The organism is Rothia sp. HMSC073B08 (assembly GCF_001812975.1).
Lineage (GTDB): Bacteria > Actinomycetota > Actinomycetes > Actinomycetales > Micrococcaceae > Rothia > Rothia mucilaginosa.
Genome location: NZ_KV811048.1, coordinates 1 through 25043, shown reverse-complemented (window position 1 = coordinate 25043; position 25043 = coordinate 1). Strand labels below are relative to the sequence as shown.

The window sequence follows — 25043 nt, the reverse complement described above, 5'->3', positions numbered from 1 at the left end:
CACTCCAGTATACAAAGGTTGAGGTTATATCTGCACCTTATGAGGGCGGATGTGCACAATCTTACTTTCCTCCGTAAGTTCTACCGCCCGGTTTCAAACATCTCAAAAGCATCCTCAAATCCCAGCACTATTCGGCAGCTGGAGCGGCTCAACCTTCCTCTTTTCCCCGGTGCATTCCCCTCCAGCACCTCTGGGCGTTCTTCGGCACTGTCTCTGTTGAGTTCCCGGTTAAAGCACAGATGCCGGTAGCCTCATGGACTACCGGCATCTGCCGCAATACTATGCTGTTTACTTCGCTGCGAAGATTTCGCGCATCAGGTTTGCAGCCTCGGAGGGGGTCTTACCGACCTTCACGCCTGCTGCTTCCAGAGCTTCCTTCTTCGCCTGAGCGGTACCGGAGGAACCGGAGACAATAGCGCCTGCGTGGCCCATGGTCTTACCCTCAGGAGCGGTGAAGCCTGCAATGTAACCAACGACGGGCTTGGTCACGTTTGCCTTGATGTACTCTGCAGCACGCTCCTCAGCGTCACCACCGATCTCACCAATCATGACGATTGCTTCGGTCTCGGGGTCAGCTTCGAAAGCTTCCAGAGCGTCGATGTGGGTGGTGCCGATGATGGGGTCGCCACCAATACCGATAGCGGTGGTGAAACCAATGTCGGACAGTTCGTACATCAGCTGGTAGGTCAGGGTACCGGACTTGGAAACCAGACCAATCTTGCCCTTGCCGGTGATGTTCGCCGGGATAATACCAACCAGGCACTCCTCGGGGGAGATGATGCCGGGGCAGTTGGGGCCAATGATACGGGTGATCTGCTTGCCGTTCTCGTCCACGGATGCCTTAGCAGCTGCCCAGAACTCTGCGGAGTCCTGAACCGGAACGCCCTCGGTGATGACGACGACGAGGCCGATCTTAGCCTCGATAGCCTCGAGAACTGCTGCCTTGGTGAAGGCCGGGGGAACGAAGACGATGGAGACGTTCGCGCCGGTCTTCTCCATAGCCTCAGCTACGGAACCGAAGACGTCCAGCTCGATGTCGGAGCCGTCCTTCGCCTTGTGGGTGACGGTGGTACCAGCCTTGCGAGCGTTCACGCCGCCCACAATGTTGGTGCCTGCTGCGAGCATGCGTGCGGTGTGCTTGGTACCCTCGCCACCGGTGATGCCCTGAACGATGACCTTGGAGTCCTTGTTCACAAAGATAGACATATTACTTCCTTGAAATCCTTTGCTGGCGATTACGCCTTGTGAGCGAGCTCTGCTGCCTTGTCGGCGCCGGAGTCCATGGTCTCAGCCAGAACAACCAGCGGGTGGTTCGCCTCGGAGAGGATGCGGCGACCCTCAGCAACGTTGTTGCCGTCCAGGCGCACAACCAGGGGCTTGGTTGCTGCGTCGCCCAGAATCTCCAGAGCCTTCACAATGCCGTCTGCCACTGCGTCACATGCGGTGATGCCGCCGAAGACGTTCACGAAAACGCTCTTGACCTGCTCGTCGCCCAGAATGATTTCCAGACCAGCAGCCATAACCTCAGCGGACGCGCCGCCACCAATATCAAGGAAGTTTGCGGGCTTGACGTTGCCGTGGTTCTCACCAGCGTATGCAACGACGTCCAGGGTGGACATAACCAGACCTGCACCGTTACCAACGATGCCGACCTCGCCGTCCAGCTTCACGTAGTTCAGGTCGAACTGCTTTGCCTTAGCTTCCAGCGGGTTCTCAGCGGACTTGTCCACGAGAGCCTCGTGCTCGGGCTGGCGGAATTCTGCGTTGTCGTCCAGGGAGACCTTGCCGTCCAGGGCGAGGATGGTGCCCTCGGGGGTCAGAACGAGGGGGTTAACCTCAACCAGGGTTGCGTCTTCCTTGGTGTAGACTTCGCCCAGCTTAACGAGAACGGGAACAACCTTCTCCTGCAGTTCTGCGGAGAAACCTGCTGCCTTAGCAATTTCCTCAGCCTTAGCCTGGTCCAGGCCAACCAGCGGGTCAACCTCGATCTTTGCCAGTGCCTCGGGGCGCTCAGCAGCGAGCTGCTCAATTTCCATACCGCCTTCTACCGAGCACATTGCCAGGTAGGAGCGGTTTGCACGGTCCAGCAGGAGGGAGAAGTAGTATTCTTCGGCGATGTCTGCGCCGTCAGCGACCAGCACGCGGTGAACGGTGTGGCCCTTGATGTCCATGCCGAGAATTGCCTTAGCGTGCTCGTAAGCTTCTTCGGGGGACTTTGCGAGCTTAACGCCGCCAGCCTTACCGCGGCCGCCGGTCTTAACCTGAGCCTTAATGACGGTCAGGCCGCCAATTTCCTCAGCTGCTGCCTTTGCTTCTTCAGGGGTGGTCGCAACAATGCCCTTGAGCACGGGTACACCGTGCTTTGCGAAGAGCTCGCGCGCCTGGTATTCGAAAAGGTCCACAGGTGTCCTTCTTCTTCGAAGTGGTGCCGAGTACTGGTGCACTCGGCCTGGTCTCATTAGAGGAGGTTCCCCCGTGTGGTCAGTACGGTGCGATAGGGGTCTCTCGCACCCGGCGCACACGCATCATTGACGCGGGGAATTTCTCTCGTCTCTACTCTATCGGATTCGGCGTGAGCTCGCACTCACGGAACCCTAAATCTGAGATTTTAGCGACTCAGCTCACAAATATTTTGGGTACATTCTACCCAAAGGCTGTGCACCGGGTAACTAACCCAAACTCGCGCTCCCCCATCCGCCGCGAAATACCGGCGAAAATGCGGCGTTTACCGCCGTGCTCTGCAAAGCCCCGGCCACCTTCTCAGCAGGCGGACAACACGCCCGGTACGGCGCACAAAAGAGGGGCGGGAACCTCAGGTACCCGCCCCTCCAACGGCATTGTCAGGTTCTTACGCCCGACGCGTTAGCTCACCTTCTCCAGCGGCGCGTAACGCAGCAGCAGGCGCTTCTCTTCCGAACCGAAACGGACCTTCGCCACGGTCTTATCGCCGCTACCCTCAACGGCGAGCACGCGACCCTCACCAAACTTGGTGTGGCGCACGGTATCGCCAACCGCCAGAGTCGGGATTTCCTTGCTCTGGTGAACGCGAGAACGGTTCGTCACCTTCGAGGTGGCCGCCGCCAGCCCGTAGCTTGCCGAGCCGTTAATATCCGCGGTGGACGGCTCAGAACGGCGTGCGGGGCGGGACTCGTAGGGATCGTATGAGCCGCGCGAGCCACCGGAACTGTAACCGCCCGAGCTGTAACCACCCGAGTAGCCGCCGGAACCATAGCCGGACCGGGAACCGCCCGAGTAGCCGCCACCGTACGAGTTGCCGTAGGAGCTGCCGCGAGCGCCATACGCACCCATACAGGAGGCGCCAAAGCCCGAGAAACCGGCGGTGCGCTTCCAGTCAATCAGCTCCTCCGGGATTTCCTCCAGGAAGGGCGAGGGCGGGTTGAACTGGCTCTTACCCCACATGGTGCGGGTTTCCGAGCGGGTCAGGTACAGGCGCTCCATGGCGCGGGTCAGACCCACGTACGCCAGGCGGCGTTCCTCGCTCATTTCCTTCTCATCGGTCAGGGCACGCTGATGCGGGAACAGGCCGTGCTCCATGCCGGTCAGGAACACCACGGGGAACTCCAGGCCCTTAGCGGTGTGCAGGGTCATGAGGGTGACCATGCCCTGCGCCTTCGCCTCGGCGGCTTCGGCGGCAATCTGTGCGGCGGAGGCGTTCTCGCCCTCCGCACTGGCGGGGCGGTTCGGGATTGAGTCGGCGTCGGCGACCAGGGCCACGTGTTCGAGGAACTGCTCCAGGTCGGCGCCGGGGTTCTCGGTCTCGAACTCGACCATGGCGTCAAGTAGCTCGGAGAGGTTCTCCACGCGCGATTCGTCCTGAATGTCCTTGGATGCGCGCAGAGCCGCCAGGTATCCGGTCTGCTCCAGGACCGCTTCCAGGCAGGTTGCGGCGGGTTCGGTGCGGGCAATCTGCGCGAGGTCGTCCATGAGGCGCACGAACTCGGCGTACTTCTTGACCGCGGCGGCACCCAGGCCGGGGATGTCGGCTGCCTGGCGTGCGGCGGCGTAGAAGGAGATGCGGTTCGCACTCGCGTACTCCGCCACCACGGACTCAGATTTGGCACCGATACCGCGTTTGGGTTCGTTGAGGATGCGGCGCACGTTCACGTCGTCATCGGGGTTGCTCAGGGCGCGCAGGTACGCCAGGGCGTCCTTGATTTCCTTACGCTCGTAGAAGCGGGTACCGCCGACCACGCGGTAGGGCAGGCCGGCACGCATGAGCATGTCCTCGAGGGTTCGGGACTGCGCGTTGGTGCGGTAGAAGATTGCGACGTCACCGGGCTGCACGCCGTGCTCATCGGCAAGGCGGTCAATTTCGCGGGTGATGTAGCGTGCCTCGGCGTGCTCGGACTCGGCGACGTAACCGATGATTTTCGCGCCCGCGCCGGAGGCGGTCCACAGCTTCTTGGGGCGACGGTCGGGGTTGCGTTCAATGACCGCATTCGCCGCAGAGAGGATGTTCTGCGTGGAACGGTAGTTCTGCTCCAGCAGAATCGTGTGGGCGTTCGGGTAGTCCTTCTCGAAGTCCGTAATATTGCGAATATCCGCGCCACGGAAGGCGTAGATGGACTGGTCGGAGTCACCCACCACGGTCAGCTCGGCAGGGGGCACGGCATCCGGGTAGGGGCCGCGGTCAGCCGGTGCCTTCGTGTGGGCGCCGACCAGTTCACGCACCAGCTGGTACTGGGCGTGGTTGGTGTCCTGGTACTCGTCCACGAGGATGTGGCGGAACTTGCGGCGGTAGTAGTTCGCGATTTCGGGGAACTTCTTGAGCAAGAAGACGGTGCGGCCAATCAGATCGTCAAAGTCGAGGGAGTTGGCGGCACGCAGACGCTGCGTGTAGACGGTGTAGATCTGCGAGATGGTCTTCTCGTACGGGTTATCGCTCGCCACGCGGGATGCGTACGCTTCGGCGCTGACCAGCTCGTTCTTCAGCGCGGAGATGCGGTTGCCCACGGCCTTGGCGGTGAACTTCTTGGTGTCCAGGTTGAGCTCTTTAATGATGAGGCTCAGCAGGCGCTGCGAGTCGGTCGAATCGTAGATGGTGAAGGTGGACTTCAAACCCAGGGCGGCGGCCTCACGGCGCAGCACGCGCACGCAGAAGCTGTGGAAGGTCGAAATCCACATGTGCTTGGCGCGCGGGCCAACCAGCGCCTCAATACGTTCACGCATTTCGGCGGCAGCCTTATTGGTGAAGGTGATGGCGAGAATCTGGCCGGGGGTCGCGCGGTGGGTTGCGAGCAGGTAGGCGATGCGGTGGGTGAGCACGCGGGTCTTGCCGGAGCCGGCGCCCGCGACGATGAGCAGGGGCGAGCCGGAGTGCAGCACGGCTTCTTCCTGGCGTTCGTTGAGCCCGGCGGTGAGGGAGGCGGGGTCCACGGCGTTGAGGCTGTGGGCGCGTTCGCCGTAGGGGTCAGCGGGGTCGAAGTCCTCACCGTAGCCGCCGACGCGGTAGGCGGGTGGCATGAAGTCGCCGAGCGGGTCTGCGGCGGTGAAGGCTGCGGGTGCGCCGGGTTCAGGAACGGGCGCGCTGGTAGCAGGGGTACCGTAGGCGGGCATGCCGGTGGGCAGGGCGGCGGGTACGTCCTGTGCGGGCGCTTCCATCACCGGGGCATCCATCACTGCGGCGTCCATGGGAGGGGCGTAGTAGTCGTCCTCGGCAGGGGGTACGTCGTAGTAGGGGTCGAAGGGCGGCTCATCATCCGCTACCGGTGCTGCGGGGGTGACGAGTTCGGCGGCGAACAGGCCGTCCTGTTCGGTGAAGGGCTGCTTCTGCTGTTCGGGCTTGTCGCTCATCATCTACCTCGCTGCCTAGAATACACGTTCGATATTCCATGCTACCGCATTTACTCCGCGGCTCCCACCCGTTCGGTCAATCAGCCTCACAACCTAAATCGGCAACGGCACACCGGTGGCACAGAATAGTCATGCTAGGATGACCGCATGACCCAGACCTTACCTCCGAGCCTCTCAATAGCCCTATGGTGCAATGGCTCAGCCGATGAAGCCGCACAGTTCTATACCAGGGTTTTTCGCGATGCTTCTATCGTTGAACAGGTGCCCGGACTTACGACGGCTCTAAGCATCCATGGCTTCCAGCTCTCACTCATTAATGGTGATGACCGGTACGTCCCGAACCAGTACATCAGTTGCATCCTAAACTTTGACCCACTCCTGTTCGGCGGTGAGGATCAGGCGCGCGCCTACCTTGATGAGCTCTACGAAAAGCTAAGCGGCGGCGGTGTACTCATGGAGTTAGGCGAGTACCCGTTCTCTCCTCGCTACGCCTGGGTTCGCGATCGTTTCGGTATGACCTGGCAGCTGATGCTCACCAACCCCGAGGGTGACCCTCGACCCTTCGTCATTCCCTCATTCATGTTTGGCGGCACGAATCACGGCAATGCAGAGGAAGCCACCAACGGCTGGATTTCCATGTTTGATGATGCCCGCCGCGGTACCCTGTACCACTATCCGGAAGGTAGCCCCTTTGAGGCAGATGCGGTCATGTTTACCGACTTCAACCTGCACGGCACCTGGATGGCGGCTGCTGATTCCGGCACTTTCCACGATTTCACATTCACGCCGGGGGTTTCGGTAGTTCTTTCGTGCCGTACTCAGGAGGAGATTGATTACTATTGGGAGCAGCTCTCGGCTATACCTGAGGCGGAGCGTTGCGGCTGGTGTGTAGATCGCTGGGGTATTTCTTGGCAGGTTGTCCCGCACAATATTGCTGAGCTGATGGCGGATAAGGCCGCTCGCGAGAAAATCCTGCTGATGGGCAAGATTGACCTGTCTCAGCTATAACAACGTGTTTTCTTGAGTGCTCGTTACGTGCAGAAACAGAGAAACCGCCCGCGCCTGCTAATGCAAGCGACGGGCGGTTTTCTCGTACCGGCGTGAATACCGGTTCTGTGTGCCCCCGAGACGATTCGAACGTCCGACACCTTCTTTAGGAGAGAAGTGCTCTATCCCCTGAGCTACGAGGGCGTACCTATCCAGTATAAAGCACCCCGCACCAAGGGTCCGCACAGCCCGTGTTCACCGCCCTGTGTTCACCGCTTGAGGACACCCGCACCCGGCGGCAGAACCGCTCCTACAATGTACGAATGAGCATCTACATTGACCCGCCCACCTGGCCCGCGCACGGCACCGTCTTCTCGCACCTCATCTCCGATGCATCCCTGGCGGAACTGCACGAGTTCGCCGCAGCAGCGGGCATCAGTGAACGCGCCTTCGACCGCGACCACTACGATGTTCCGGCGCACCTCTACGATGAGCTGGTGCAGGCGGGTGCGAAGGAACTCAGCGGTGCAGAACTGACTCGCACGCTCATTGCCAGCGGTCTGCGGATTCCCCTAAAGGAACGCCCCGAGAAGATTCGCCCGCGCCTGCTTCGCGCCTGGGAGGCGGCGTTTGCACCCCGCCTCGAGAAGGCTCCCGCTACATTCCAGCAACAGGTCGCGGAGCTGGGTGAGAGCCTGTTGCAGGCGTGGGAGCAGCCGCACCGCGCCTACCACCACAGCGGGCACCTTTCGCAGATGCTCACTGATCTGGACCGCCTCTACGCATACCGCACGCAGGGTTCTACTCCCCTGGCGTTGGTTCTGGCGGCGTGGTTCCACGACGCGGTGTACGAGGGCGCGCCGGGTGAGGATGAGCGCCGTAGCGAGCAGCTGGCGAACATCTCCCTGGAGCCGCTGGTTACCGCGGGCCTGCTCAGTGGTGACGAGCTGCAGATGGTGAGCCTTCTGGTGCGTGCCACGGCAACCCACAAGCTGCCCGAGTCTGCCGATCTACCGGCGGGCTATGAGCCAGCGGATATTCAGTTTTTCCTCGATGCCGATATGGCTATCCTGGCGGCTGATTCGGCACGCTACCGCCGCTACCTGCGCGGGGTGCGTAGCGAGTACTCCCATTTTGACGATGAGGCATTCCGTGCCGGTCGTACGACCTTCCTGCGTTCGATTCTGGGGCGCAAGCGCATCTTCCTCTCCGAACAGGCTCTGCAGCTCTGGGAGGAGCCCGCGCAGACTAATCTGCAGGCAGAGCTCAGCGAGTGGTCGCAGGACCCGCAGGGGCTTCTGCAGGCTCTCGCGTCCTAGCCGCATACACCTAAAACACATACCGCCGAGAATGCGCCCATACTAAGGTGCGTTCTCGGCGGTATTTTCACGGAATCTTTCGGGTACGCAAAAGGCGCCCACCCCGTGCGGGGTAGGCGCCTTTTGAGAAGTATGTTGGACTAGACCCAGCTCTTATGCGCTAAGGCTTAGAGAGCGGTGTAGTAGCCGTCAACGGACATCCAGGAGGTGGGGTGCACCAGGGTACCGTTGGTGGGGTTCAGAGCGGAGATCATCTTGCCGTCGCCCAGGTAGATACCAACGTGGCTGTAGCCGTTCTGGAAGACGATGTCGCCGGGCTGGGGGTTAGCGGTCGGGCGCAGCTCGTTCTTCATTGCGTAGGTGAAAGCGGTCAGCTTGATGCCGTGCTGAGCGAAAACCCAAGAGGTGAAGCCGGAGCAGTCCCATGCACCGAAGGTCTTGCCGCCCCAAACGTAGGAGCCGCCCAGGCCGCTCATTGCGGTTGCAACGATTGCGTCGCGGGAAGCGTTACCGGTGGAAGCGGAGGAAGCTGCGGGTGCAGCGGGAGCCTCGGTTGCAACGGGTGCAACGTAAGCCTGCTGGGTCTCAGCCTGGGGTGCTACGTAGGCGGTCTCAGCTGCGGGTGCAGGAGCTGCTGCGGGAGCAACGTAGGTCTGCTGTGCCTGAGCCTGGGGTGCAACGTAGGTGGTTGCGGGGGTGTTGTAGCTGGTGTAGTCGAACTCGTAGTTGGTGTAGTCGTAGGACAGATCAGCAGCAGCGGGAATCTGTGCAAATGCGTTCGCGGGAACGGTCGAGCCGAGCAGGATTGCGCCTGCTGCGAGGGTTGCACCTGCGGTACGTACGATCTTCTTAGCCATTGGTAATTCCTCCATTGCCTGACGAGGTGAGCTGTCGGGCTCGAGCATGGATTCGCTCGGCCACCGAAGTGACTTAGCCCCGAGGCTTCTCGATTGAGATGCCGTATCCCAGCTTGGGGATTGGGTCCCCCGCTTCTGCCATATTGGGTAGACGTTCATCGAAGCGTTGGCAGAACTCAGCGGAACCGCTTCGACGGTGCCCTCTTACGATGAGGATTTGGGCACAAATCGAGAATACACAGAAAACTCCCAGTTGTCACTTCATTCGGGCTTAAATTTTGGACTTTCACCCTGGGGGAAAAACTTGGCACTCCAGGCGTTTGACCCCCTCTCAATGGAACCAACAGGTACCGTTTAAGGCTCTTGACTAGGTGTTTCACAAGGACGCACATTCGCTTTTAATGCACCAGCACCCCTTAAGGACAGGGTTCAAAACTCTTAAAAATGACCCTTATCTCTTAAGTGTCCATTCTCAGAGATTGCTCAAACATCGGCGTTTCCCTCAGTTTCAACCTCAGATTTAAGCGAAAAACCCGAAAAATGCACTCAAGCGCAGTTGCTAAAACCCTGAGAGAGGAGTATATGCGCCCGCGCGCATGACCAAACTCTGAAATACCCCACCCACTAGGCATCTCAGCCTCCCGAAGCCTCCCCCGCAAGCCTCCCCCGCAAGACCGAGCAGCCCTAACACGTGCACAAAAACGGTGGCACCGCCTCCACAAAGGAAGGCGATACCACCGTTTAGCATGAACTGGGTTAGCAGACTCTCAGAATTAGAGCTTAGAGGTTGCCGCCGCGCTTGACCACGATTGCGTTTGCCACGTCCATATCCAGGGAGAGGGTGTCCTCTTCGCCATCAGCGTGAACAATCACGTCATCGTTCTGGCCGGCAACCACGGACACCGAAGCGCCGTAGACAATACCTGCGTCAGCCAGCAGCTTCAGCAGCTCAACGTCAGTCTGAATGGACTCAGGGAAACGAGAGATAGTGAAACGGTCCTCGGGACCGGAGTCGCGTGCCGCCAGGGACATGGGCACGGTACGCTCGTCGTTCTTCTCACTACTGTGGCCCAGATCCTCCAGGCCGGGGATAGCGTTGCCGTACGGGGAGAACTTGGGGTCCTTGAGCATCTCCAGGATGCGCTTCTCCACCTTGTCACTCATGACGTGTTCCCAGCGGCATGCTTCTTCGTGCACGTACTCAAGTTCCAGACCAATAATGTCGGAGAGCAGACGCTCAGCCAGGCGGTGCTTACGCATCACCTCGACCGCCTTGTGGCGGCCTTCCTCGGTCAGTTCGAGGTGGCGGTCCGGCTCAACGGTGAGCAGGCCGTGCTTCTCCATACGTGCCACAGTCTGGGAAACGGTCGGGCCGGAGTGCTCGAGTCGTTCAGCGATGCGCGCACGCATGGGGACAATACCCTCTTCCTCCAGTTCGAGGATGGTGCGCAAATACATCTCTGTGGTATCGATGAGGTCTGTCATATATCTCTCCCAGCTTTCACCGCAACAGTACTTAGATAGCACTGCCTAAGTCGTTACTTATTCAATAATCTATTATGTACTTTTTCAGCGGCTTTTGCCACGGCTTAAGTCATTGAGTCGCCCAATGAAAACTCATTGGACGACTCAAGACACCTTATATATACGCTTTTGCTAACCCACCCCTTATTAAGAGGAGTAGACGGTAGGCTTACTCTGCGGACTCAGCCTCAGCGGTTTCTTCCACGGCAGATTCGTTCTCTTCCGCTTTGTTCTCTGCGGGCTCAGCAGATTCCTCTGCCTCAGCGGTTTCAGCAGACTCTGCGTTCTCCTGCGCGGCGTTCTCCTCCAGGTCTTCCGGGCGAACGCGGTCAGCCCACGGCACCCAATCCGGCGCAATGAGCGCGTCGTCGCCGGGCAACAGACCCACCTCGCAGATTGTTGCCACGCGGGAGCGAGGCGCACGCGAGAGGGTCGCGAACCAGAACCAGCCGCGGTAACCGGGCAGGGTGCACTCGAAAAGGTGCGTGCTCAGACGCTCTTCCTCGGCGCGCACGTGGTGCACCAGGCCGATAGCGTGTGCCGGGGCGATTTCCTGAACGCCCTGCAACGCCACATCCTTGGCGGCGGCAAGAATCTCATCCACCTTGGAGGTGCGGCGCAGCTTGTGCGGAACACCCAGGGAGGGGGCGCCCACCTCTTCATCCAGCGGGGTGAAGGGGTCGGGGGTGGAGTCTTCGTTCTGTGCGGTTTCTTCGGCAGCAGATTCCTCGGAGGCAGATTCCTCAGCGTTCACGGAGGGCTGAGTCTCAGCAGGTACAGCGCTACCCTCGTCGGTGCTCTCAGGCGCGGCAGAAGGCACAACGGACTCTGCGGGTGCGTCAGTAGCGGGCGTAGTTTCGGGGAGCAGTTCAATAACCTGTTCAGACATACCCCTATTAAAGCATCTCGCGTGCGCAAACATTGCGGCGCCCACCCCAAGCTTCACATACGCTGTGAATTTGGGTCTCAAACCGCTAAATCTGGGGCTTCGCCCACGAACAGCTGTGTGTGAGCTGATACGGTTAAATTTATGAGTAATGAACCCGTACAGGACACGCGCAGTACCGCAGACCAGGCGCCCGCGCCCCTTCCCTACGCCGGAGCTATCCGCTGGCTCGGCGCGGCAGGTGCGCTTCTCGCCCTGATTTGCCTGCTCACCGGAGTCGCCATGCTCGTGATGAAGTGGGTTGGGGCAGCGCCGCCCGCCCTCATGAGCCAGATTCCGCTGGTCCTCCTCCCCGTCGCCTTTATCGCCCTCATGGCCGCACTCGTCCTGTCGGTCATGCGCCGCAACAAGGCATAAAGATTTGAGCCGCAAGCTCACACACATCATTCACTTATCAAGTACAGCCTGCCATTCAGAGAGAAAGATAGAGTATGTCTGCTGAAGCAAAACTCCTAGTCGTCGATGACGAGTTCAACATTCTTGAATTGCTCGCCACCTCCCTGCGTTTCGCCGGTTTTGAAGTAGTTACCGCCGGCAACGGCCGCGAAGCCCTCGAAAAGGCACACGCCGAAAATCCCGACCTCATCGTCCTGGACGTCATGATGCCCGGCATGGACGGCTTCGAGGTGACCCGCCGCCTGCGCGAAAACGGCACCACCACCCCCGTGCTCTTCCTGACCGCAAAGGACGCCACCGAGGACAAGGTGACCGGTCTGGGTGCCGGTGGTGACGACTACGTCACCAAGCCCTTCTCCCTCGACGAGGTAATCGCCCGCATCCGCGCGATTCTGCGCCGTAGCCGCAGCGTCCAGGAAGAGGACGACGCCGTACTGCGCGTTGACGCCCTCACCCTGAACGTGGACACCCACGAAGTGTTCCTCGGTGACGAAGAGATTGACCTCTCCCCCACCGAGTTCAACCTGCTGCACTACCTGATGCTCAACGCCAACCGCGTGCTGTCCAAGGCGCAGATTCTCGACCACGTGTGGGAGTACGATTTCAACGGCGACTCCTCCATCGTTGAGTCCTACATTTCGTACCTGCGCCGCAAGATTGACAACAACCGTGAAAACCACGAGCCGCTCATCCACACCAAGCGCGGTGTGGGCTACATGATTCGCGGTTCTCGAGGCTAACGTGGCGCTCAAACCCCTCGACCGGATCCCCCAGTCTCTTTCCCTTCGCACCCAGCTGGTGCTCATCACCTCCATGCTCATCGCCCTCTCCATCGCGGTGACGAGCCTGGTGGCGATTTCCGCTCTGCGCGCCCAGATGGTGCACCAGCTGGACGAAGAGATGAAGAACAGCGCCCCCTCACTCGTGCAGCTGGCGACCGTGCGCCCCTCCGGCAATCAGGAACAATCCCTGAGCACCTACCGCCTGTACCTGCTCGACAAGGACGGCAACGTACTGTACTCGCTCAAGTCCGAGGACAGCGAACAGTTCAGCGAGCCGGCACTGCAAGGCTGGACCGAAGAGAAGGTTCGCAAGCAAAACGAAGAGGCGGTCACCGTCAATTCGGTGGGCAGCTCCTCCGATTGGCGCGTGCTCGCCGTACCCATTGAAGCCAACGACTCTTCAGGTTTGCCGGAGGCGGCCTCCCTCATCATTGCCATGCCGCTGAAACAAACGAACCAGGTGGTTGCCCTCGTGGGCGTGCTGACCTTCGCGTTTGGTTTGGCGACTCTCGCCTCCGCCATTGCGATGACCTGGGTGATTGTGACCCGCACCTTCGAGCCGCTGGCTCGCGTGGAGCAGACCGCCGCCAAGATCGCTGCCGGTGACCTCTCTCAGCGTATTGAGGACTACAACCCCAGCAACGAGATCGGTAACCTTGCGGTTTCGCTGAACACGATGCTCACCCAGATTGAAATGCTCTTCAAAGCCCGCGAGAAGAGCGAGGCGAAAATGCGCCGCTTCGTGGGTGACGCTTCGCATGAGCTGCGCACCCCTCTGGTCAGTATTCGAGGCTACTCGGAGCTGTACCGTCAGGGCGCGCTACCGACCGATGAGGCTGTCGCTACCGCAATGAGCCGCATCGAATCGGAGTCCAAGCGTATGGGTCAGCTTGTGGAAGACCTGCTGACCCTGGCGCGTATCGATGAGCGCCGCGAATCCAAGCTGGCGCCCTTCGACCTGTTCAACCTGGCGGTGGACGCTAGTAACGACGCCTACGCTACGGCACCCGACCGTGCAGTGTCCCTGGTGGGTCTGAACGAAGAGGTGGCGCCGACCTCCGCAACCGTGCTCGGCGACGAATCACGCCTGCGTCAGGTCGTGGCAAACCTGCTGACTAACGCCATGCGCTATACCCCCAACGGTTCTCCCCTGGAGATTGCGGTGGGCGTGCGCGAAGAGGTTTCCGGCTTCCTGCTATCTGTACTGGAGGTGCGCGACCACGGCCCCGGTATTCACGGCGAGGACCGCGAGCGCGTCTTCGAGCGTTTCTACCGCACCGATGCTTCACGTTCGCGTGAGACCGGCGGTACGGGTCTGGGTCTGTCCATCGTGGCTGCGATTATCGAGCAGCACGAGGGCAGGATTCACATTGAAGAGACCGATGGTGGCGGTGCTACCTTCGTGATTTCTTTGCCGTTCTATCCGCCGCCCGTCTCGGATGATCAGCTGATGAAGTAGCGCTGATGCATAAACCCCCGGATTGTGGAACTTGAGTGTTCTACGGTTCGGGGGTTTTGCTGTGCGCCGGAGGCGGGACTATGACTCGCGGCGGCGCGAGTAAAGAACAGCGGGAGCAACCGAGCGCGCGTCATGGCGGCGTCATTTTTGGGAGGGTTTTCGATTTTTTCGAGATGCTGGAGTGAATCTGGCGGGTTTATCCACAGATTTATTTAATAATCATTTTTCAGCTCATTTGATGCATTTTGAAAGATATAGTGATAACAAGCTTCCGGTCAGGAACTCAACCCTTCCAGAGATCCAAACCCCAAGCGCCACCACGGGGCAACCGCCCCACCTATCTCACATATCTCAAAGGAGAAAAACCATGGCACAGTTCAATGTCGATTCCGAAGTCATCGCAGCCAAGAGCGCACAGGCACGATCCTACGTCGCATCCATCACCGCAGACGTCAACGGTATGACCGCATCCCTGCACGATTTGCAGAGCTCCTGGACCGGCTCCGCATCCGCTAACTTCCAGGGCGTACTGGACCAGTGGCATGCAACCCAGCGCCAGGTCGAAGCATCCATCACCCAGATCAACGAGGCACTCACCCGCGCAGGCGTAAACTACGCAGACACCGAGCAGGCTAACGCCTCCATGTTCGTCGGCTAAGGGGTCCGGGCTACAGATTCTAAGGCCCACCCGCAGGCAGGCGGCAGACCGGGCAGCTAAAAGGTCCCGGACGCACAGCACACCGCCCGCTAGATTCGCCAGAAGGCGGCGAACATCTATTGAGAAACCCCCGCCACATCCTCGAAAGTGAGGATGCGGCGGGGTTTTAATGTACAGAAATCTTTGGGCCCAAGAGCCCATTCCTTAGGAGCAGAGCCTTAGGAGCTGAGCTTTAGGAAGCAGGGGTCTCCTGACGGAAACGCAGACGCCACAGGCCGCGCTCAGCGTCGTAATGCCAGATGCTCGAACGGCTCACGCGACCACGCGCGGTCGCAACCGCCGCCATGACCAGCACGCTGGAAGAATCCAGTACCTGCACACCCTGCTTGAGCGGGGCACCCTGCTGAGTGAAGGCGCGTTCGCGGTACTGCAGCACCGAGGAGCGGGACACCGACTTGCCGGTAGCGGTCACCCACACCAGACGCTCGTGCAGCATGGACTCCAGCTGCGCCGCCTCCATGACGGAGCCGCGGCTTTCGAGTAGTTGTTCTGCGGCGGCGGCTTCCTCGGGGTTCAGAGCGGGTGCCGCAGGTGCCGCAGGAGCAGACGGTGCGGGCTCAGCGGGCTGGGAAGGAGCAGGCTGAGCGGGAGCATCCTGAACGGGCTCCGCGGCCGGATCTACCGCCTGCTCTTCTGCATGTCCTTCGGTCTCACCCAGCAGTTCCGCCGGGTCAACATCGTTCGGATCCATGCCGGCGAACTCTTCCAGACCGGTCAGGTCATCCTCTTCTTCCGCCTGCGCGGCGTTGGATGCCTGCTGAGCGGTCTCCTGCTGGCGAGCCAGCACCTTTGCGTCACGCTCGGCGGCACGCTCCGCCGCGAGCGCCAGCTGCTCCTTGCGGGTGCGAACCACCTCCGGATCGGGGGCGTTCACCGCGGAGGCGGGGCGCAACAGACCGGACAGGCGCAGGCTCTCCACGCCACGCTGGGCGTTCTCAATCTCGGCTGCGGTGAATTCCTGCACGGGCAGGTGGGCGTCCGCGGAAGACTCGGAAGGCACCGGCTTAGAGAGGGCAACGTCCGAGAGTGCAGGTTCTGCAGCCGGAGCATTCACAATCGGCACTTCAACAGCCGGAGCCTCCACAGGCTCAGCCGCAGTAGCGGGTTCAGCAGCCGCACCGAAACCGGGGCCGTGCGCGGGTTCGCGGTCCTCCTGGTAAGCGCGCGCCGCACCATTCGCTAGGGAATCCGCCTTCTCGTTGAGCTCGTGACCCGCGTGACCCTTCACCCAAATAAACTCGTAGTCGCGGCCGGTCAGCGCCTGATCCAGCGCCTCCAGCAGGTCGCGGTTGAGCACGGGCTTGCCGTCAGATTTCTTCCAGCCCTTCTTCTTCCAGCCGGGCATCCACTTAGTCAGCGAGTTAATGACGTACTGGCTATCGCAGTACACGCGCAGCTTCGCCTCCGGGCGGGATGCGGTCGCCTCGAACAGGTCCAAGACCGCCTTGAGCTCACCCATGTTGTTGGTGCCGTGCGCCCAGCCGCCGCTCGCCCAGTGGTCGTCGTCGATATACCATGCCCAGCCCGCCGGTCCGGGGTTGCCCAGCGCCGAGCCGTCTGCGGCGGCAATGATTTCTTGCGTGCTGTTCACGGTACCTTCTTTCTAAGCTGCCACCCCTCTAGCGTGCGGGCGGCTGTCCGTAATGATGTCTGTGATGACTTTACCGCACCGGCGGCGAGGGTGCGTAGCACACAGTCGCCACTGTGGATAACCTCAAGTAGCCTCGGACGCGCTCATTGCCGTAATGCCGGGCGGGTACACTAAACCTATGAGCTATTCTGCCCCCGAAACACCCGGCGCACAGCGCCCGGAGCGCCCTACCGCCCGCCCGAGCGAGCGCGTGCAGATTTTCGCTCTTCCCACCCGCACAATGTACGGTTCCCTGCGTTTTAGCTGGTTGAGCTACCTGGGTCTTGCCGAGCAGCAGCATGCGGCGCAGTTGCCGACCTCCACGGCGGCGGTCAGCTACCTGAGCACTCAGGCACTCATGCGTGCCATGGCGGCGGCTCGTCTGGATGTGCCGTCCAGTGCCGCTTCTGAGATTGAGGTGGATCGTTCCTGCACCTTGTGCACCAGCGGTAAGAAGCACGGTAAGCCGCGTATTGCGGGCGTGAATTTCAATATGTCGCAGGTGAATCCGCTGGTGGTGGGTGCGTTTAGTCGTAATTCCTCGGCGGTGCTCGGCGTGGATGTTGAGACCCTGGATGCGCGCCTGTTCTCCGGTTTTGCGCGCCTAGCGCTCTCCAATGAAGAACGTGCATTCTATGAGCAGGTGGCGCAGGAACGTCCCGCGCCCGTACTGCACCTGTTCTCGGTGGCGCTGTGGACCGCTAAGGAGGCGGTGCTCAAGGCGACCGGCCACGGTCTGAGCGTGGTGCCCTCCCTGGTTCGGGTGCAGCTCACCGATGATCTGTTGGATGCGCTCGAACTTGCCATGAACGAGGAGGTCCCGGGGGACCTTCTGGGCAGCGACACTCCCGAGCCGACCGCCCTGCGTGTACTGACTCAGGACAGCTTGACCGCCCAAGCGACCTTTAGCGCGCCCACGGCTCAGGGAGGCGGCGATCAGGGCGGTAATCAGGACGGCGAGGCTATCGAGCGAAGCTTTAGCCTGCAGTGGGTACCCGTGGCACTGCCCGATGCGGAGAACCCGGAGCACGCGCAGAAGATGCTCATCGCCCTGGCTGTGGAGAACCCTGCTGAGGGTGAATCCGCGCAGGTTGAGGCTCAGCTTCTGCCGGTGGCTACTCCCCTGGAGCTCAAGCGCCTGCTCACCGATTAGTTGCGCTCAATCCCCTAACACCTGATAAAACGACGGAACGCGCCCGCCATGCCAGCGAGCGCGTTCCGTCGTTGTATTCTGCAGTTTCGTTCTGCCTCGTCAAGGCGTTCTAGGCAGAGCTTAAGGGGTATCTTCGCCCAGGGTATCCACGCCCAGTGCGCGACCGAAGCTGCCGAGCTTCGTACCGGTCTCCGTGTGCTCCAGCTCCGGGTCGGACTCAGCCACAATACCCGCGCCAGCGTACAGGACCGCCTCGTCCGGGCTGACCTGGGCGCAACGCAGCACCAGCGCCCACTCGCCGTTACCCTCGGCGTCCATGTAGCCGACCAGGCCGCCAAAGTAGCGGCGCTCGAAAGACTCCAGCTGGCGAATCAGCTCCAGCGCCTTCTCAGTGGGGGCACCGCAAATCGCGGGAGTCGGGTGGATCGCGCGGGCACCGTCCAGGCAGGTCAAACCCTCCTTCAGCACACCGTCGATGGGGGTCGCCAGGTGCCAAAGCTGCGGGGTCTGCAGCAGCGAGGGCACCTGCGGCACGTTCAGCTCCTCGGCGATGGGTGCCAGGCGCTCGGCAATATCGTTGATGACGTAGGCGTGCTCGTGGCGGTCCTTCGGCGAGGCGAACAGGCGGTCACGAATCGCCTCGTCCTCGGCGCTACCGGGCTCGGCAATGCGCGGGGCGCTACCGGCAAGCGGGTGGGTCTTGAAGGCGCGGCCCTCGGTGCGGAACACCAGCTCCGGGGAGGCACCCATCAGGTAGCTTCCGTTCATGCCGCGCTCACCGTCGGGCAGGCGCACCGCAAAGTTGAACGCGGAACGCTGCTGGGCGCGCAGGTTGTTGTACAGCGCCTCCAGGTTGAGGGCGCCGGGTGCGTAGCGGGCAGTGAGCACACGCGAAAGCACGATCTTGCTCAACTCACCCGCCTTCATGCGCTCCACGGCGGTCGCAACGGCGGCACGGAACCGGTCGTTCTGGCGGCCGGTCACCGACACCGGTTCGGCCAGCTTCACTGTGTGCTCGGGGACCGGCACCTGCTGCTCCTCCAGGCGTTCGGGCACGAAGAGGTAAGCGGGCATATCAGGGTCAAAAGGAATCAGACCCACGACGGCGCTACCGGTGCGTTTTGCCTCGTCCAGGGCATTATCGAAGGTGACAGGGGTCATCGCACCGGATGCGCGCAGGACGCGGGTGCCGGTGGCAAAGATAAAGTCGGGAAGGTTCGTCATCGTACTTCTATCAGTGGTGTGTGGGTTCGCGCCGGGAGCGCATAGAGCACAGTGCGGGCGCGGGTATATTGTGGGCGCCAGGTATAGTCCGGGTGCCGTTAGAGGGTCGCGCCGCCGTCAGCGACAATCTCCTGCATGGTGATGTGGCGTGCCGCCTCCGAGATGAGGAAAGCGTTGACCGCCGCAATATCCGCCGGGTCGGCAATACGGCGCAGCGGAATGCCCAGGCGGAACGTTTCCGGGTTACCGGCAACCGGCAGGGCGGAGCGATCCTCACCCTCCCAGGCGTCAGTCACCATGGGGGTTCGGGTGGTGCCGGGGCAGACCGAGTTCACGCGAATACCGTGCGCGGCAAGCTGCAGACCGAAGCTGGAACTCACGCGCGCCGCCGACGCCTTCGATGCACCGTAGGCGCCAAACTCCGCGCGGGGCACACGTGCCGCGTTGGAGGCGACCGTCACCAGGGAGCGGCTGTTCGCCGGGTCGGTTTCCTGCTGGTCAATCATGATGCGCGCGAATTCGCGCAGGCACAGGAACACGCCGTCGGAGTTGACCGCGTGCAGGCGCTTCCAGGTGGCGAAACTGGTTTCCAGCAGCGGCTGGCTGTGGGCGATGCCCGCGGCGAGCACCGCACCGGTGATGGGTTCGTCGAGTGCCGCTACAGCGTTGGCGAGGGCGGTGACGGACTCTTCGCTCGTAACGTCTACGGCGCGGTAGCGGAAGATCGCGTCTCCGTAGGTACCGAAGGAGGCAATGGGCTGCTCTGCAAGGTCAGCCGCAAACACCGAATAACCGTTCTTAATGAGCTGGTGGACGGTTGCCTCACCAATACCGCCGTTCGCGCCGGTCACAATCACCCAGCTCATGCGCGCGCCTCCTCAGCAGTCTCAGCCTTCTCAGCACCTTCTGCAGCATGCAGGTCGGCGAGTACATCGGCGGTGTTCAGCACGCGGGCGCAACGACCCGAAGCGTACTCGCACGCTATGCGGTGCTCCTCCTCCGAGAAGTCGGCAAGCGCGTCCGCAACCATAAACGGCTGAATGTCACGCATGAACGCCTCCAGGGCGGTGGTCAGGCAGCCAATGTGCGCGTACACGCCGCCGATGATGAGCTGATCGCGACCGGTCTCCTTGAGCAGGTCCTCGAAGGGGCTGCGCACGAACGCGGAGTAGCGCCACTTGGTCAGCACGGTGTCGCGGTCGGTGGGTGCAAGTGCGTCGAGCACGCGGGCGGACTCGTCGTTCTGCAGGCCGTCGCCCCAGAAGTCGATGAGCAGGCGGCGGTCTTCGGGGTTCTGGCGCGGCGGCTGCGCGGTGTAGTAGACCGGGATTCCGGCGGCGTGGGCGGCGTCAATGAGGCGGCGCAGGTTCCGAATGGCGATGTTAATCTGTGCATCCGGGTTGCCGTTACCCTCACCCAGATTGGCGCCTTCGAAAGCCTGGACGAAGTGTACCTGCATGTCGTGCACGAGCAGTACGGCTCGACTGGGGTCTACGGGCCAGTTCACGCGGTTGCTGTGTTCACGGTCGACGTAGGTGTAGGGCTTGATTTTGGGCAGTGCCATGATTCTCCCGGTTCGTGCCTATGGGTTGTATGCGCGGCGCAGGCGGTGCGCTGTGGTGGGTGTAGCAGCGAGTGGGTGTCTCCTCCGAGCCCCCTCACACCGACCACCCACACAGTGAGCTTGCGCTTATCTCATAACCATCTTAGGGCATGCTTAGCTACAAGGTATATCTGAACTTTAATAAAAATGCTTCCCCACCCGCACCTCCGTTGACAGCGCAACGGGCGGAACGGGCAGGGAAGCACTCTGACCAGCAGAAACGCTATACGAACCGCGAATCCAGACGCGATTCTAGTTCAACTAGTTCACGGGCGCCGCGACGGCAAGAACCTCATTCAGGCCCTCAGTGATCGAGGGGTGAGTGTAAATCTCATCGCGCAGCTGCGAGGCGGTAATGCCGTGGCGCATCGCCAGCGCCACCAGGTTAATAACCTCCATGGACTCGATTACCAGCAGCTGGGCACCCAGAATCTGGTCGGTCTGCGCGTCAATCACAAACTTCATGATGCCGCGCGGGTTCTCCTGGGTCTTCGCGCGCGGCATCGCGGCAACCGCAGCAACCGGCTTCGAAGCGACCTTCACCTTGTGGCCAGCCTCGATCGCCTCACGCTCGGTCAGACCCACGGAAGACAGCGGCGGGTTCATGTAGATGGTCGAAGCCACTGCCTTGCGGTCCTTGGTGGAGCGGGAACCGTCACCGACCAGCTGGGAAAGCACCACGCGGTAGTCATCCATGGAAATGTAGGTGAACTGCGGGCCGCCGTTCACGTCACCGAGCGCGAAAATGTTCGGCACGGTGGTGCGCAGGTGCTCATCCACGACGATTGCGCCGCGGTCGTTGGTTTCGATGCTGGTGTTCTCCAGGCCCAGACCCTCGGTGGCGGGCTTGCGGCCGGTCGCGACCATCACGTAGTCCACCTCCAGCTGCTGGGTAGCACCCTCGGAGTCGAGGTAGGTCACGGTCACCGAGTCAGCGCCGTCCTTGAAGGACTGCACACGCACACCGGTATGAGCGGTAATGTCCTGGTCGGCGATAATCTCGCGGGCAACCTGGGCAACGTCCTCATCGTAGCGGCCGAAGAGAGCGGGTGCGCCGTCCAGAATGGTCACCTCGGTACCGTAGGAGGAGAAAATACCGGCAAACTCAACACCGATGGGGCCGCCACCAATGATGCCCAGGCGCTTGGGGCGCGGGGTGAGCTTCTGCAGCTCGGTGGAGGTGAGCACACGCTCAGATTCGCGGATACCCTCAATCGGCGGGATCACCGACACGGCGCCGGTGTTGACGATGAAGTAGTCGGCGGTAACGCGCAGGGTGTCCTCGCCCGCGGTGACCTCAACCTCGGTGTCGGAGATGAAGCGTGCGTGGCCGTCAATGAGCTTGGCAGTCTCGTTGGACAGCAGGATTTCGCGGTTCTTGGCGCGCATCATGCCGGTCAGCTTGTCACGGAACACCACGGCGGACTCGTAGGCGGCGTTTGCGTCCTCGATGGTGCGCTCGCCGCTGGCGCGGAACTCGTCGGCACGGTGAACCAGCGCCTTGGTGGGCACGCAACCGATGTTGATGCAGGTGCCACCGTACATGCCGGTGGACTGCTCGATGAGGGCAACGTTCTTGCCGGTCTTCGCGTAGGCGCCGGCGAGGGTCTTGCCGCCCTTGCCGAAACCGATGACAACCATGTCAAAGTGCAGCTGAGCGGGGGTGGTCATAGTGTTCTCCTGTGGAATTTAGATGATGATGTCTTCGCAGAGTTCAACGGGAAGAAATGAGTATTATTCCCGAGTGCCACATTTTTTCTTCCAAACCGACTCTTTCAAACCGGCTCTTTCAAGGCAGCGAACACGCGGGCGTAGACTGAAACTACCCGGCTCCCTGCGAGGAGCCAGCATCTTCAGGAGGATTCCATGAAAACCCACGACATTCTGCGTGACGCCGCCAGCCGCCCCGGCATCGAAGCCGCCGTGGCCGTCAAGGGGCTGTCAGCGGAGGCTTTGAACGCGCATCCGGGCGGGCACCCGAACTCTATCGCCTGGTTGCTCTGGCACGCCGGGCGGCAGATGGACATGCAGCTTTCCGCTCTGAACGGTCAGCCGCAGGTCTGGGAGACTCAGGGCTTCAGGGAGCGTTTCAATCTGGGCGAGCTCGGCGACACCATGGGCTACGGCCATACCGCCGAGCAGGCACGCTCCATCGTGGTGGAGGATTCCGCGCTTCTGGTGGAGTACCTTGTGGCAACCGGCGAGGCGCTCGCGGACTACGCGGAGACGCTGAGCGAGGCTGATTTGAGCGAGATTATTGACCGTTCGTGGACTCCGCCGGTGACTCGCGGTGTGCGTCTGGTCAGCATGATTGACGATGCGGCGCAGCACGTGGGTCAGGCGGCGTACGCGGCGGGTATCCTCGGGGCGCAGGGCTAGAATTTCGCACCCGCTAGAAGGTATGAAAGAGCGGTGGCGCTTCGGATACAACCATCCGAGGCGCCACCGCTAATATGCTTATGAGCTTACTATCTATAAATGACAACTATAACTCTGGCGGGAAAATTTTTACTACGACTAATCAGACAAGCTATCTTTATACTTTACCAAGTTGGAAATAACAGATTTCTTTACCGCTTGAATATACCGTTCCATGTAATCAAAATGAATTTCTCCGTTATCCTTAACAGGTAAAACAATTTCACAGTTTCTCACCCTATTCCAAGTTGCTTTATTATCGTACGAGAATTGCTCTTTTGTAACCTTTTCAATACATTTCGCCACATATAAAAGTATATTCTCTGAATAATCTTTAAAAACCGGCCTAATTAAATAGGCATCCCACAAGACTGCTACGGGCTGGGGCTGCGCATAGACAGAGCCTGTAGCTACCGCCCCGTTTTGAATAATGTCTATACACATTTCTTGAGTTTCCCAATCATCCTCACGACCATAAAACATAATTCCATTATTGCCGAGTTTTGCATTTACGAGAGGAACACAAAACTCCCGATTCAAAATCTTTGAGGTATCCCTTTTTTTATCAAAATCAGGATTTTTACACTTCGCCGAGACTCGAGTAAATAAGTCATCTATCCTGAAACTTTTAAATTCAAGATGAATATCTAAAATTTTACGATCATCATCGCTCAACTCACAATCGTCGAGACCAACCGACTCTAGATGTAAATCAATTTTCTCGAGGCAGGATTTTTCTATATCGGCAATATAATCTTGCATATATTTCCAATCTATATCTTCAAGCGTATAAATATGGTTTGGGTCTCTTGAGAGAATTACTGGCAACTCGATGGATATTTCTTTTACAAGTGCACGGTTAAATTTTACGGCATAGCTCCATCCGTTACCCGCCGATTTTCGAATACATGAGATTACATATAAAAAACTTCTTCTATTCCATTTCTCTGGCTGATACGGATGCATACCTTGGACATGTGGATATCCAATAAAAGGATTAGGCTGATAAAACATTGTTTCAGCCCCTGAAGTTGTATCAGAAAATGTAATAATATTTCCTTGCTCAGTTGGCTCTAAACCACAATAACCAGAAATACCATTATTAGTTGATGAATTTGATAAAACAGGCGTTTCACCTTCACTTAAAAATATTTCTGAATTGGTTAGTTTATATGCCTTAGTTGGATAAATATCAAACAATTCTCCAATTTTAAACTCTTTAAACATTCAAATCCACCTCACTTTTTAAAACTTCACCCATGCTCCATGTCAGATACTCGATTACTGTTCTTTTAAAATCTTGCTCGCTCGGGGCAATATTGATTCTTTTATGCTGGTTAAACGTCCAATCATCACCATTTAGCGATATTGTATCTTTAATAATAAGACCGTTAGCCTCAGTGTAATAATTAGTCTTTGGTTTCTTTCCAAGACAAATAGCTGCAATTTCATCATATCGCTCTAGTGCATGGTCAACATTCCTGAGGTTCACTTTAGATGTAGACTTTCTGCGATTTTGTCGACTATATCCATCTTTACTAAAATCAATGAATGTAACGACATCATCTTCTTCATGTGGGCGATTTACCTTGAAGAGATAAATTGCCGTCTGCACTGACGCCTTACCAATAAACAAATCAATTGGCATATGAACTGAGGCAATCAAAGTATTTTTCCGTAAAATCTGCTTAGGATAAATATCTCCCTGCCCACTACCGGCATTCTCTTGAATTAGAACAGCACCGTATCCAGACTCCATCCTAGACAAAGCTTCTTCAACAAATACTAAACCCTTACCCGGAGCAGAATATGGCGGATTCAACAAAAAGACATTAGCTGGAAATACCGCTGAATTCTCCTCAATAAATTTTGGCCCTTCCTGACGGGAATCTCCACAAATGATTTTAGATGATCCGTCACCCATAAGAATCATATTAAGTACAGCCAAGATATAGATATTTCCTAAAATTTCAATACCCAGAAGCTGATTCCGCTTAATGTTGTTTATTTTTTCAGAAAGTATATCTTTATCCTTAATTCTTCTTCCCGCATCATCAATCATGATTTCCATAGCTGACACCAAAAACCCAGATGATCCCATACAGGTATCCCACACGAATGAGTCCTTGTTTGTTCCAGCAATCTTTGCCATAAGTTGAGTTACAAAACGTGGCGTTAACAGGCTCTTCCGAGTTGAGTGTGGGTGACCGGGT

Annotated in this window: 21 protein-coding genes, 1 tRNA gene and 1 riboswitch; of the genes, 8 read left to right on the top strand and 14 right to left on the bottom strand. The window is 59.2% G+C overall.

The window, feature by feature from the left end; genetic code table 11:
* Positions 1 to 288: 288 nt before the first annotated feature.
* From sucD to HMPREF2884_RS00685, 3 genes are all read right to left on the bottom strand, one after another.
* Positions 289 to 1206: a succinate--CoA ligase subunit alpha gene (gene sucD, locus HMPREF2884_RS00695; RefSeq protein ID WP_049340934.1), complete on the bottom strand. Its 918-nt coding sequence runs from the start codon at positions 1204 to 1206 to the stop codon at positions 289 to 291.
* Between the two features lie 29 nt (positions 1207 to 1235).
* Positions 1236 to 2402 carry an ADP-forming succinate--CoA ligase subunit beta gene (sucC, locus tag HMPREF2884_RS00690; RefSeq protein WP_005504561.1) on the bottom strand — a complete coding sequence of 389 codons (1167 nt, stop codon included), beginning with the start codon at positions 2400 to 2402 and terminating at the stop codon, positions 1236 to 1238.
* 460 nt (positions 2403 to 2862) lie between these two features.
* Positions 2863 to 5817 (bottom strand): UvrD-helicase domain-containing protein, encoded by a 2955-nt coding sequence (locus HMPREF2884_RS00685; RefSeq protein WP_070614815.1) that lies wholly within the window; start codon positions 5815 to 5817, stop codon positions 2863 to 2865.
* Positions 5818 to 5961: 144 nt separating this feature from the next.
* Here HMPREF2884_RS00685 and HMPREF2884_RS00680 point away from each other — a divergent pair, with 144 nt between their 5' ends.
* Positions 5962 to 6822 carry a VOC family protein gene (locus HMPREF2884_RS00680; protein WP_070614813.1) on the top strand — a complete coding sequence of 287 codons (861 nt, stop codon included), beginning with the start codon at positions 5962 to 5964 and terminating at the stop codon, positions 6820 to 6822.
* A 110-nt stretch (positions 6823 to 6932) separates the two neighbouring features.
* Here the strand turns inward: HMPREF2884_RS00680 and HMPREF2884_RS00675 are convergent.
* Positions 6933 to 7005, bottom strand: a tRNA-Arg gene (locus HMPREF2884_RS00675).
* Positions 7006 to 7124: 119 nt separating this feature from the next.
* On the opposite strand from HMPREF2884_RS00675, the gene HMPREF2884_RS00670 reads away from it, so the two are divergent.
* On the top strand, positions 7125 to 8120 hold the full coding sequence (locus HMPREF2884_RS00670; RefSeq protein WP_070614812.1) for a DUF4031 domain-containing protein: 996 nt from the start codon (positions 7125 to 7127) through the stop codon (positions 8118 to 8120).
* Positions 8121 to 8287: 167 nt separating this feature from the next.
* Here the strand turns inward: HMPREF2884_RS00670 and HMPREF2884_RS00665 are convergent, their stop codons facing one another.
* The 3 genes from HMPREF2884_RS00665 to HMPREF2884_RS00655 form a co-directional block, all read right to left on the bottom strand.
* The gene (locus HMPREF2884_RS00665; protein WP_070614810.1) at positions 8288 to 8977 is read right to left on the bottom strand and encodes a C40 family peptidase; all 690 of its coding nucleotides are present in this window, start codon (positions 8975 to 8977) and stop codon (positions 8288 to 8290) included.
* Positions 8978 to 9137: riboswitch (cyclic di-AMP (ydaO/yuaA leader) on the bottom strand.
* A gap of 620 nt (positions 9138 to 9757) precedes the next feature.
* The gene (locus HMPREF2884_RS00660; protein WP_049340926.1) at positions 9758 to 10462 is read right to left on the bottom strand and encodes an iron-dependent transcriptional repressor DtxR; all 705 of its coding nucleotides are present in this window, start codon (positions 10460 to 10462) and stop codon (positions 9758 to 9760) included.
* Between the two features lie 208 nt (positions 10463 to 10670).
* Positions 10671 to 11390 (bottom strand): DUF3027 domain-containing protein, encoded by a 720-nt coding sequence (locus tag HMPREF2884_RS00655; RefSeq protein ID WP_246827901.1) that lies wholly within the window; start codon positions 11388 to 11390, stop codon positions 10671 to 10673.
* A gap of 141 nt (positions 11391 to 11531) precedes the next feature.
* On the opposite strand from HMPREF2884_RS00655, the gene HMPREF2884_RS00650 reads away from it, so the two are divergent.
* The 4 genes from HMPREF2884_RS00650 (at position 11532) to HMPREF2884_RS00635 (ending at position 14742) form a co-directional block, all read left to right on the top strand.
* Entirely contained in the window at positions 11532 to 11804 is a 273-nt protein-coding gene (locus HMPREF2884_RS00650) for a hypothetical protein (RefSeq protein ID WP_070614808.1), read from the top strand.
* Between the two features lie 74 nt (positions 11805 to 11878).
* Entirely contained in the window at positions 11879 to 12583 is a 705-nt protein-coding gene (locus tag HMPREF2884_RS00645; RefSeq protein ID WP_005504528.1) for a response regulator transcription factor, read from the top strand.
* A gap of 1 nt (position 12584) precedes the next feature.
* Complete coding sequence (locus HMPREF2884_RS00640) at positions 12585 to 14084, top strand: sensor histidine kinase (protein ID WP_070614806.1); 1500 nt, start codon at positions 12585 to 12587, stop codon at positions 14082 to 14084.
* Between the two features lie 367 nt (positions 14085 to 14451).
* Complete coding sequence (locus HMPREF2884_RS00635; protein ID WP_005504526.1) at positions 14452 to 14742, top strand: WXG100 family type VII secretion target; 291 nt, start codon at positions 14452 to 14454, stop codon at positions 14740 to 14742.
* Between the two features lie 232 nt (positions 14743 to 14974).
* Here HMPREF2884_RS00635 and HMPREF2884_RS00630 read toward each other — a convergent pair whose 3' ends face one another.
* Positions 14975 to 16393, bottom strand: coding sequence for an RNase H family protein (locus HMPREF2884_RS00630; protein WP_070614804.1), 1419 nt, complete (start codon positions 16391 to 16393; stop codon positions 14975 to 14977).
* A 178-nt stretch (positions 16394 to 16571) separates the two neighbouring features.
* Between HMPREF2884_RS00630 and HMPREF2884_RS00625 the strand changes: the two genes are divergently transcribed.
* Positions 16572 to 17585, top strand: a complete 1014-nt coding sequence (locus HMPREF2884_RS00625) for a 4'-phosphopantetheinyl transferase family protein (RefSeq protein WP_070614802.1) — start codon at positions 16572 to 16574, stop codon at positions 17583 to 17585.
* A 120-nt stretch (positions 17586 to 17705) separates the two neighbouring features.
* Here the strand turns inward: HMPREF2884_RS00625 and HMPREF2884_RS00620 are convergent, their stop codons facing one another.
* From HMPREF2884_RS00620 to HMPREF2884_RS00605, 4 genes are all read right to left on the bottom strand, one after another.
* Entirely contained in the window at positions 17706 to 18809 is a 1104-nt protein-coding gene (locus tag HMPREF2884_RS00620) for an isochorismate synthase (RefSeq protein ID WP_070614800.1), read from the bottom strand.
* A 98-nt stretch (positions 18810 to 18907) separates the two neighbouring features.
* Complete coding sequence (locus HMPREF2884_RS00615) at positions 18908 to 19675, bottom strand: SDR family oxidoreductase (RefSeq protein WP_049343152.1); 768 nt, start codon at positions 19673 to 19675, stop codon at positions 18908 to 18910.
* Positions 19672 to 20373, bottom strand: coding sequence for an isochorismatase family protein (locus HMPREF2884_RS00610; protein WP_070614798.1), 702 nt, complete (start codon positions 20371 to 20373; stop codon positions 19672 to 19674). Before HMPREF2884_RS00610 ends, HMPREF2884_RS00615 begins: the two co-directional genes overlap by 4 nt.
* A gap of 300 nt (positions 20374 to 20673) precedes the next feature.
* Positions 20674 to 22083 carry an FAD-dependent oxidoreductase gene (locus HMPREF2884_RS00605; RefSeq protein ID WP_070614795.1) on the bottom strand — a complete coding sequence of 470 codons (1410 nt, stop codon included), beginning with the start codon at positions 22081 to 22083 and terminating at the stop codon, positions 20674 to 20676.
* Positions 22084 to 22278: 195 nt separating this feature from the next.
* On the opposite strand from HMPREF2884_RS00605, the gene HMPREF2884_RS00600 reads away from it, so the two are divergent.
* Positions 22279 to 22791, top strand: a complete 513-nt coding sequence (locus HMPREF2884_RS00600; protein ID WP_070614794.1) for a mycothiol transferase — start codon at positions 22279 to 22281, stop codon at positions 22789 to 22791.
* A gap of 138 nt (positions 22792 to 22929) precedes the next feature.
* Here HMPREF2884_RS00600 and HMPREF2884_RS08960 read toward each other — a convergent pair whose 3' ends face one another.
* Entirely contained in the window at positions 22930 to 24057 is a 1128-nt protein-coding gene (locus HMPREF2884_RS08960; protein ID WP_083309660.1) for a restriction endonuclease subunit S, read from the bottom strand.
* The coding region (locus HMPREF2884_RS00590; RefSeq protein WP_168165540.1) for an HsdM family class I SAM-dependent methyltransferase at positions 24050 to 25043 on the bottom strand (994 nt) is incomplete at its 5' end. The genes HMPREF2884_RS08960 and HMPREF2884_RS00590, both read right to left, overlap by 8 nt.

What these genes read in the sequence shown, in the direction of transcription:
- sucD (WP_049340934.1), bottom strand. Translation starts at nt 1,206, where the DNA reads ATGTCTATCTTTGTGAACAAGGACTCCAAGGTCATCGTTCAGGGCATC.
- HMPREF2884_RS00685 (WP_070614815.1), bottom strand. Translation starts at nt 5,817, where the DNA reads ATGATGAGCGACAAGCCCGAACAGCAGAAGCAGCCCTTCACCGAACAG.
- HMPREF2884_RS00680 (WP_070614813.1), top strand. Translation starts at nt 5,962, where the DNA reads ATGACCCAGACCTTACCTCCGAGCCTCTCAATAGCCCTATGGTGCAAT.
- HMPREF2884_RS00670 (WP_070614812.1), top strand. Translation starts at nt 7,125, where the DNA reads ATGAGCATCTACATTGACCCGCCCACCTGGCCCGCGCACGGCACCGTC.
- HMPREF2884_RS00665 (WP_070614810.1), bottom strand. Translation starts at nt 8,977, where the DNA reads ATGGCTAAGAAGATCGTACGTACCGCAGGTGCAACCCTCGCAGCAGGC.
- HMPREF2884_RS00660 (WP_049340926.1), bottom strand. Translation starts at nt 10,462, where the DNA reads ATGACAGACCTCATCGATACCACAGAGATGTATTTGCGCACCATCCTC.
- HMPREF2884_RS00655 (WP_246827901.1), bottom strand. Translation starts at nt 11,390, where the DNA reads ATGTCTGAACAGGTTATTGAACTGCTCCCCGAAACTACGCCCGCTACT.
- HMPREF2884_RS00650 (WP_070614808.1), top strand. Translation starts at nt 11,532, where the DNA reads ATGAGTAATGAACCCGTACAGGACACGCGCAGTACCGCAGACCAGGCG.
- HMPREF2884_RS00645 (WP_005504528.1), top strand. Translation starts at nt 11,879, where the DNA reads ATGTCTGCTGAAGCAAAACTCCTAGTCGTCGATGACGAGTTCAACATT.
- HMPREF2884_RS00635 (WP_005504526.1), top strand. Translation starts at nt 14,452, where the DNA reads ATGGCACAGTTCAATGTCGATTCCGAAGTCATCGCAGCCAAGAGCGCA.
- HMPREF2884_RS00625 (WP_070614802.1), top strand. Translation starts at nt 16,572, where the DNA reads ATGAGCTATTCTGCCCCCGAAACACCCGGCGCACAGCGCCCGGAGCGC.
- HMPREF2884_RS00620 (WP_070614800.1), bottom strand. Translation starts at nt 18,809, where the DNA reads ATGACGAACCTTCCCGACTTTATCTTTGCCACCGGCACCCGCGTCCTG.
- HMPREF2884_RS00615 (WP_049343152.1), bottom strand. Translation starts at nt 19,675, where the DNA reads ATGAGCTGGGTGATTGTGACCGGCGCGAACGGCGGTATTGGTGAGGCA.
- HMPREF2884_RS00610 (WP_070614798.1), bottom strand. Translation starts at nt 20,373, where the DNA reads ATGGCACTGCCCAAAATCAAGCCCTACACCTACGTCGACCGTGAACAC.
- HMPREF2884_RS00605 (WP_070614795.1), bottom strand. Translation starts at nt 22,083, where the DNA reads ATGACCACCCCCGCTCAGCTGCACTTTGACATGGTTGTCATCGGTTTC.
- HMPREF2884_RS00600 (WP_070614794.1), top strand. Translation starts at nt 22,279, where the DNA reads ATGAAAACCCACGACATTCTGCGTGACGCCGCCAGCCGCCCCGGCATC.
- HMPREF2884_RS08960 (WP_083309660.1), bottom strand. Translation starts at nt 24,057, where the DNA reads ATGTTTAAAGAGTTTAAAATTGGAGAATTGTTTGATATTTATCCAACT.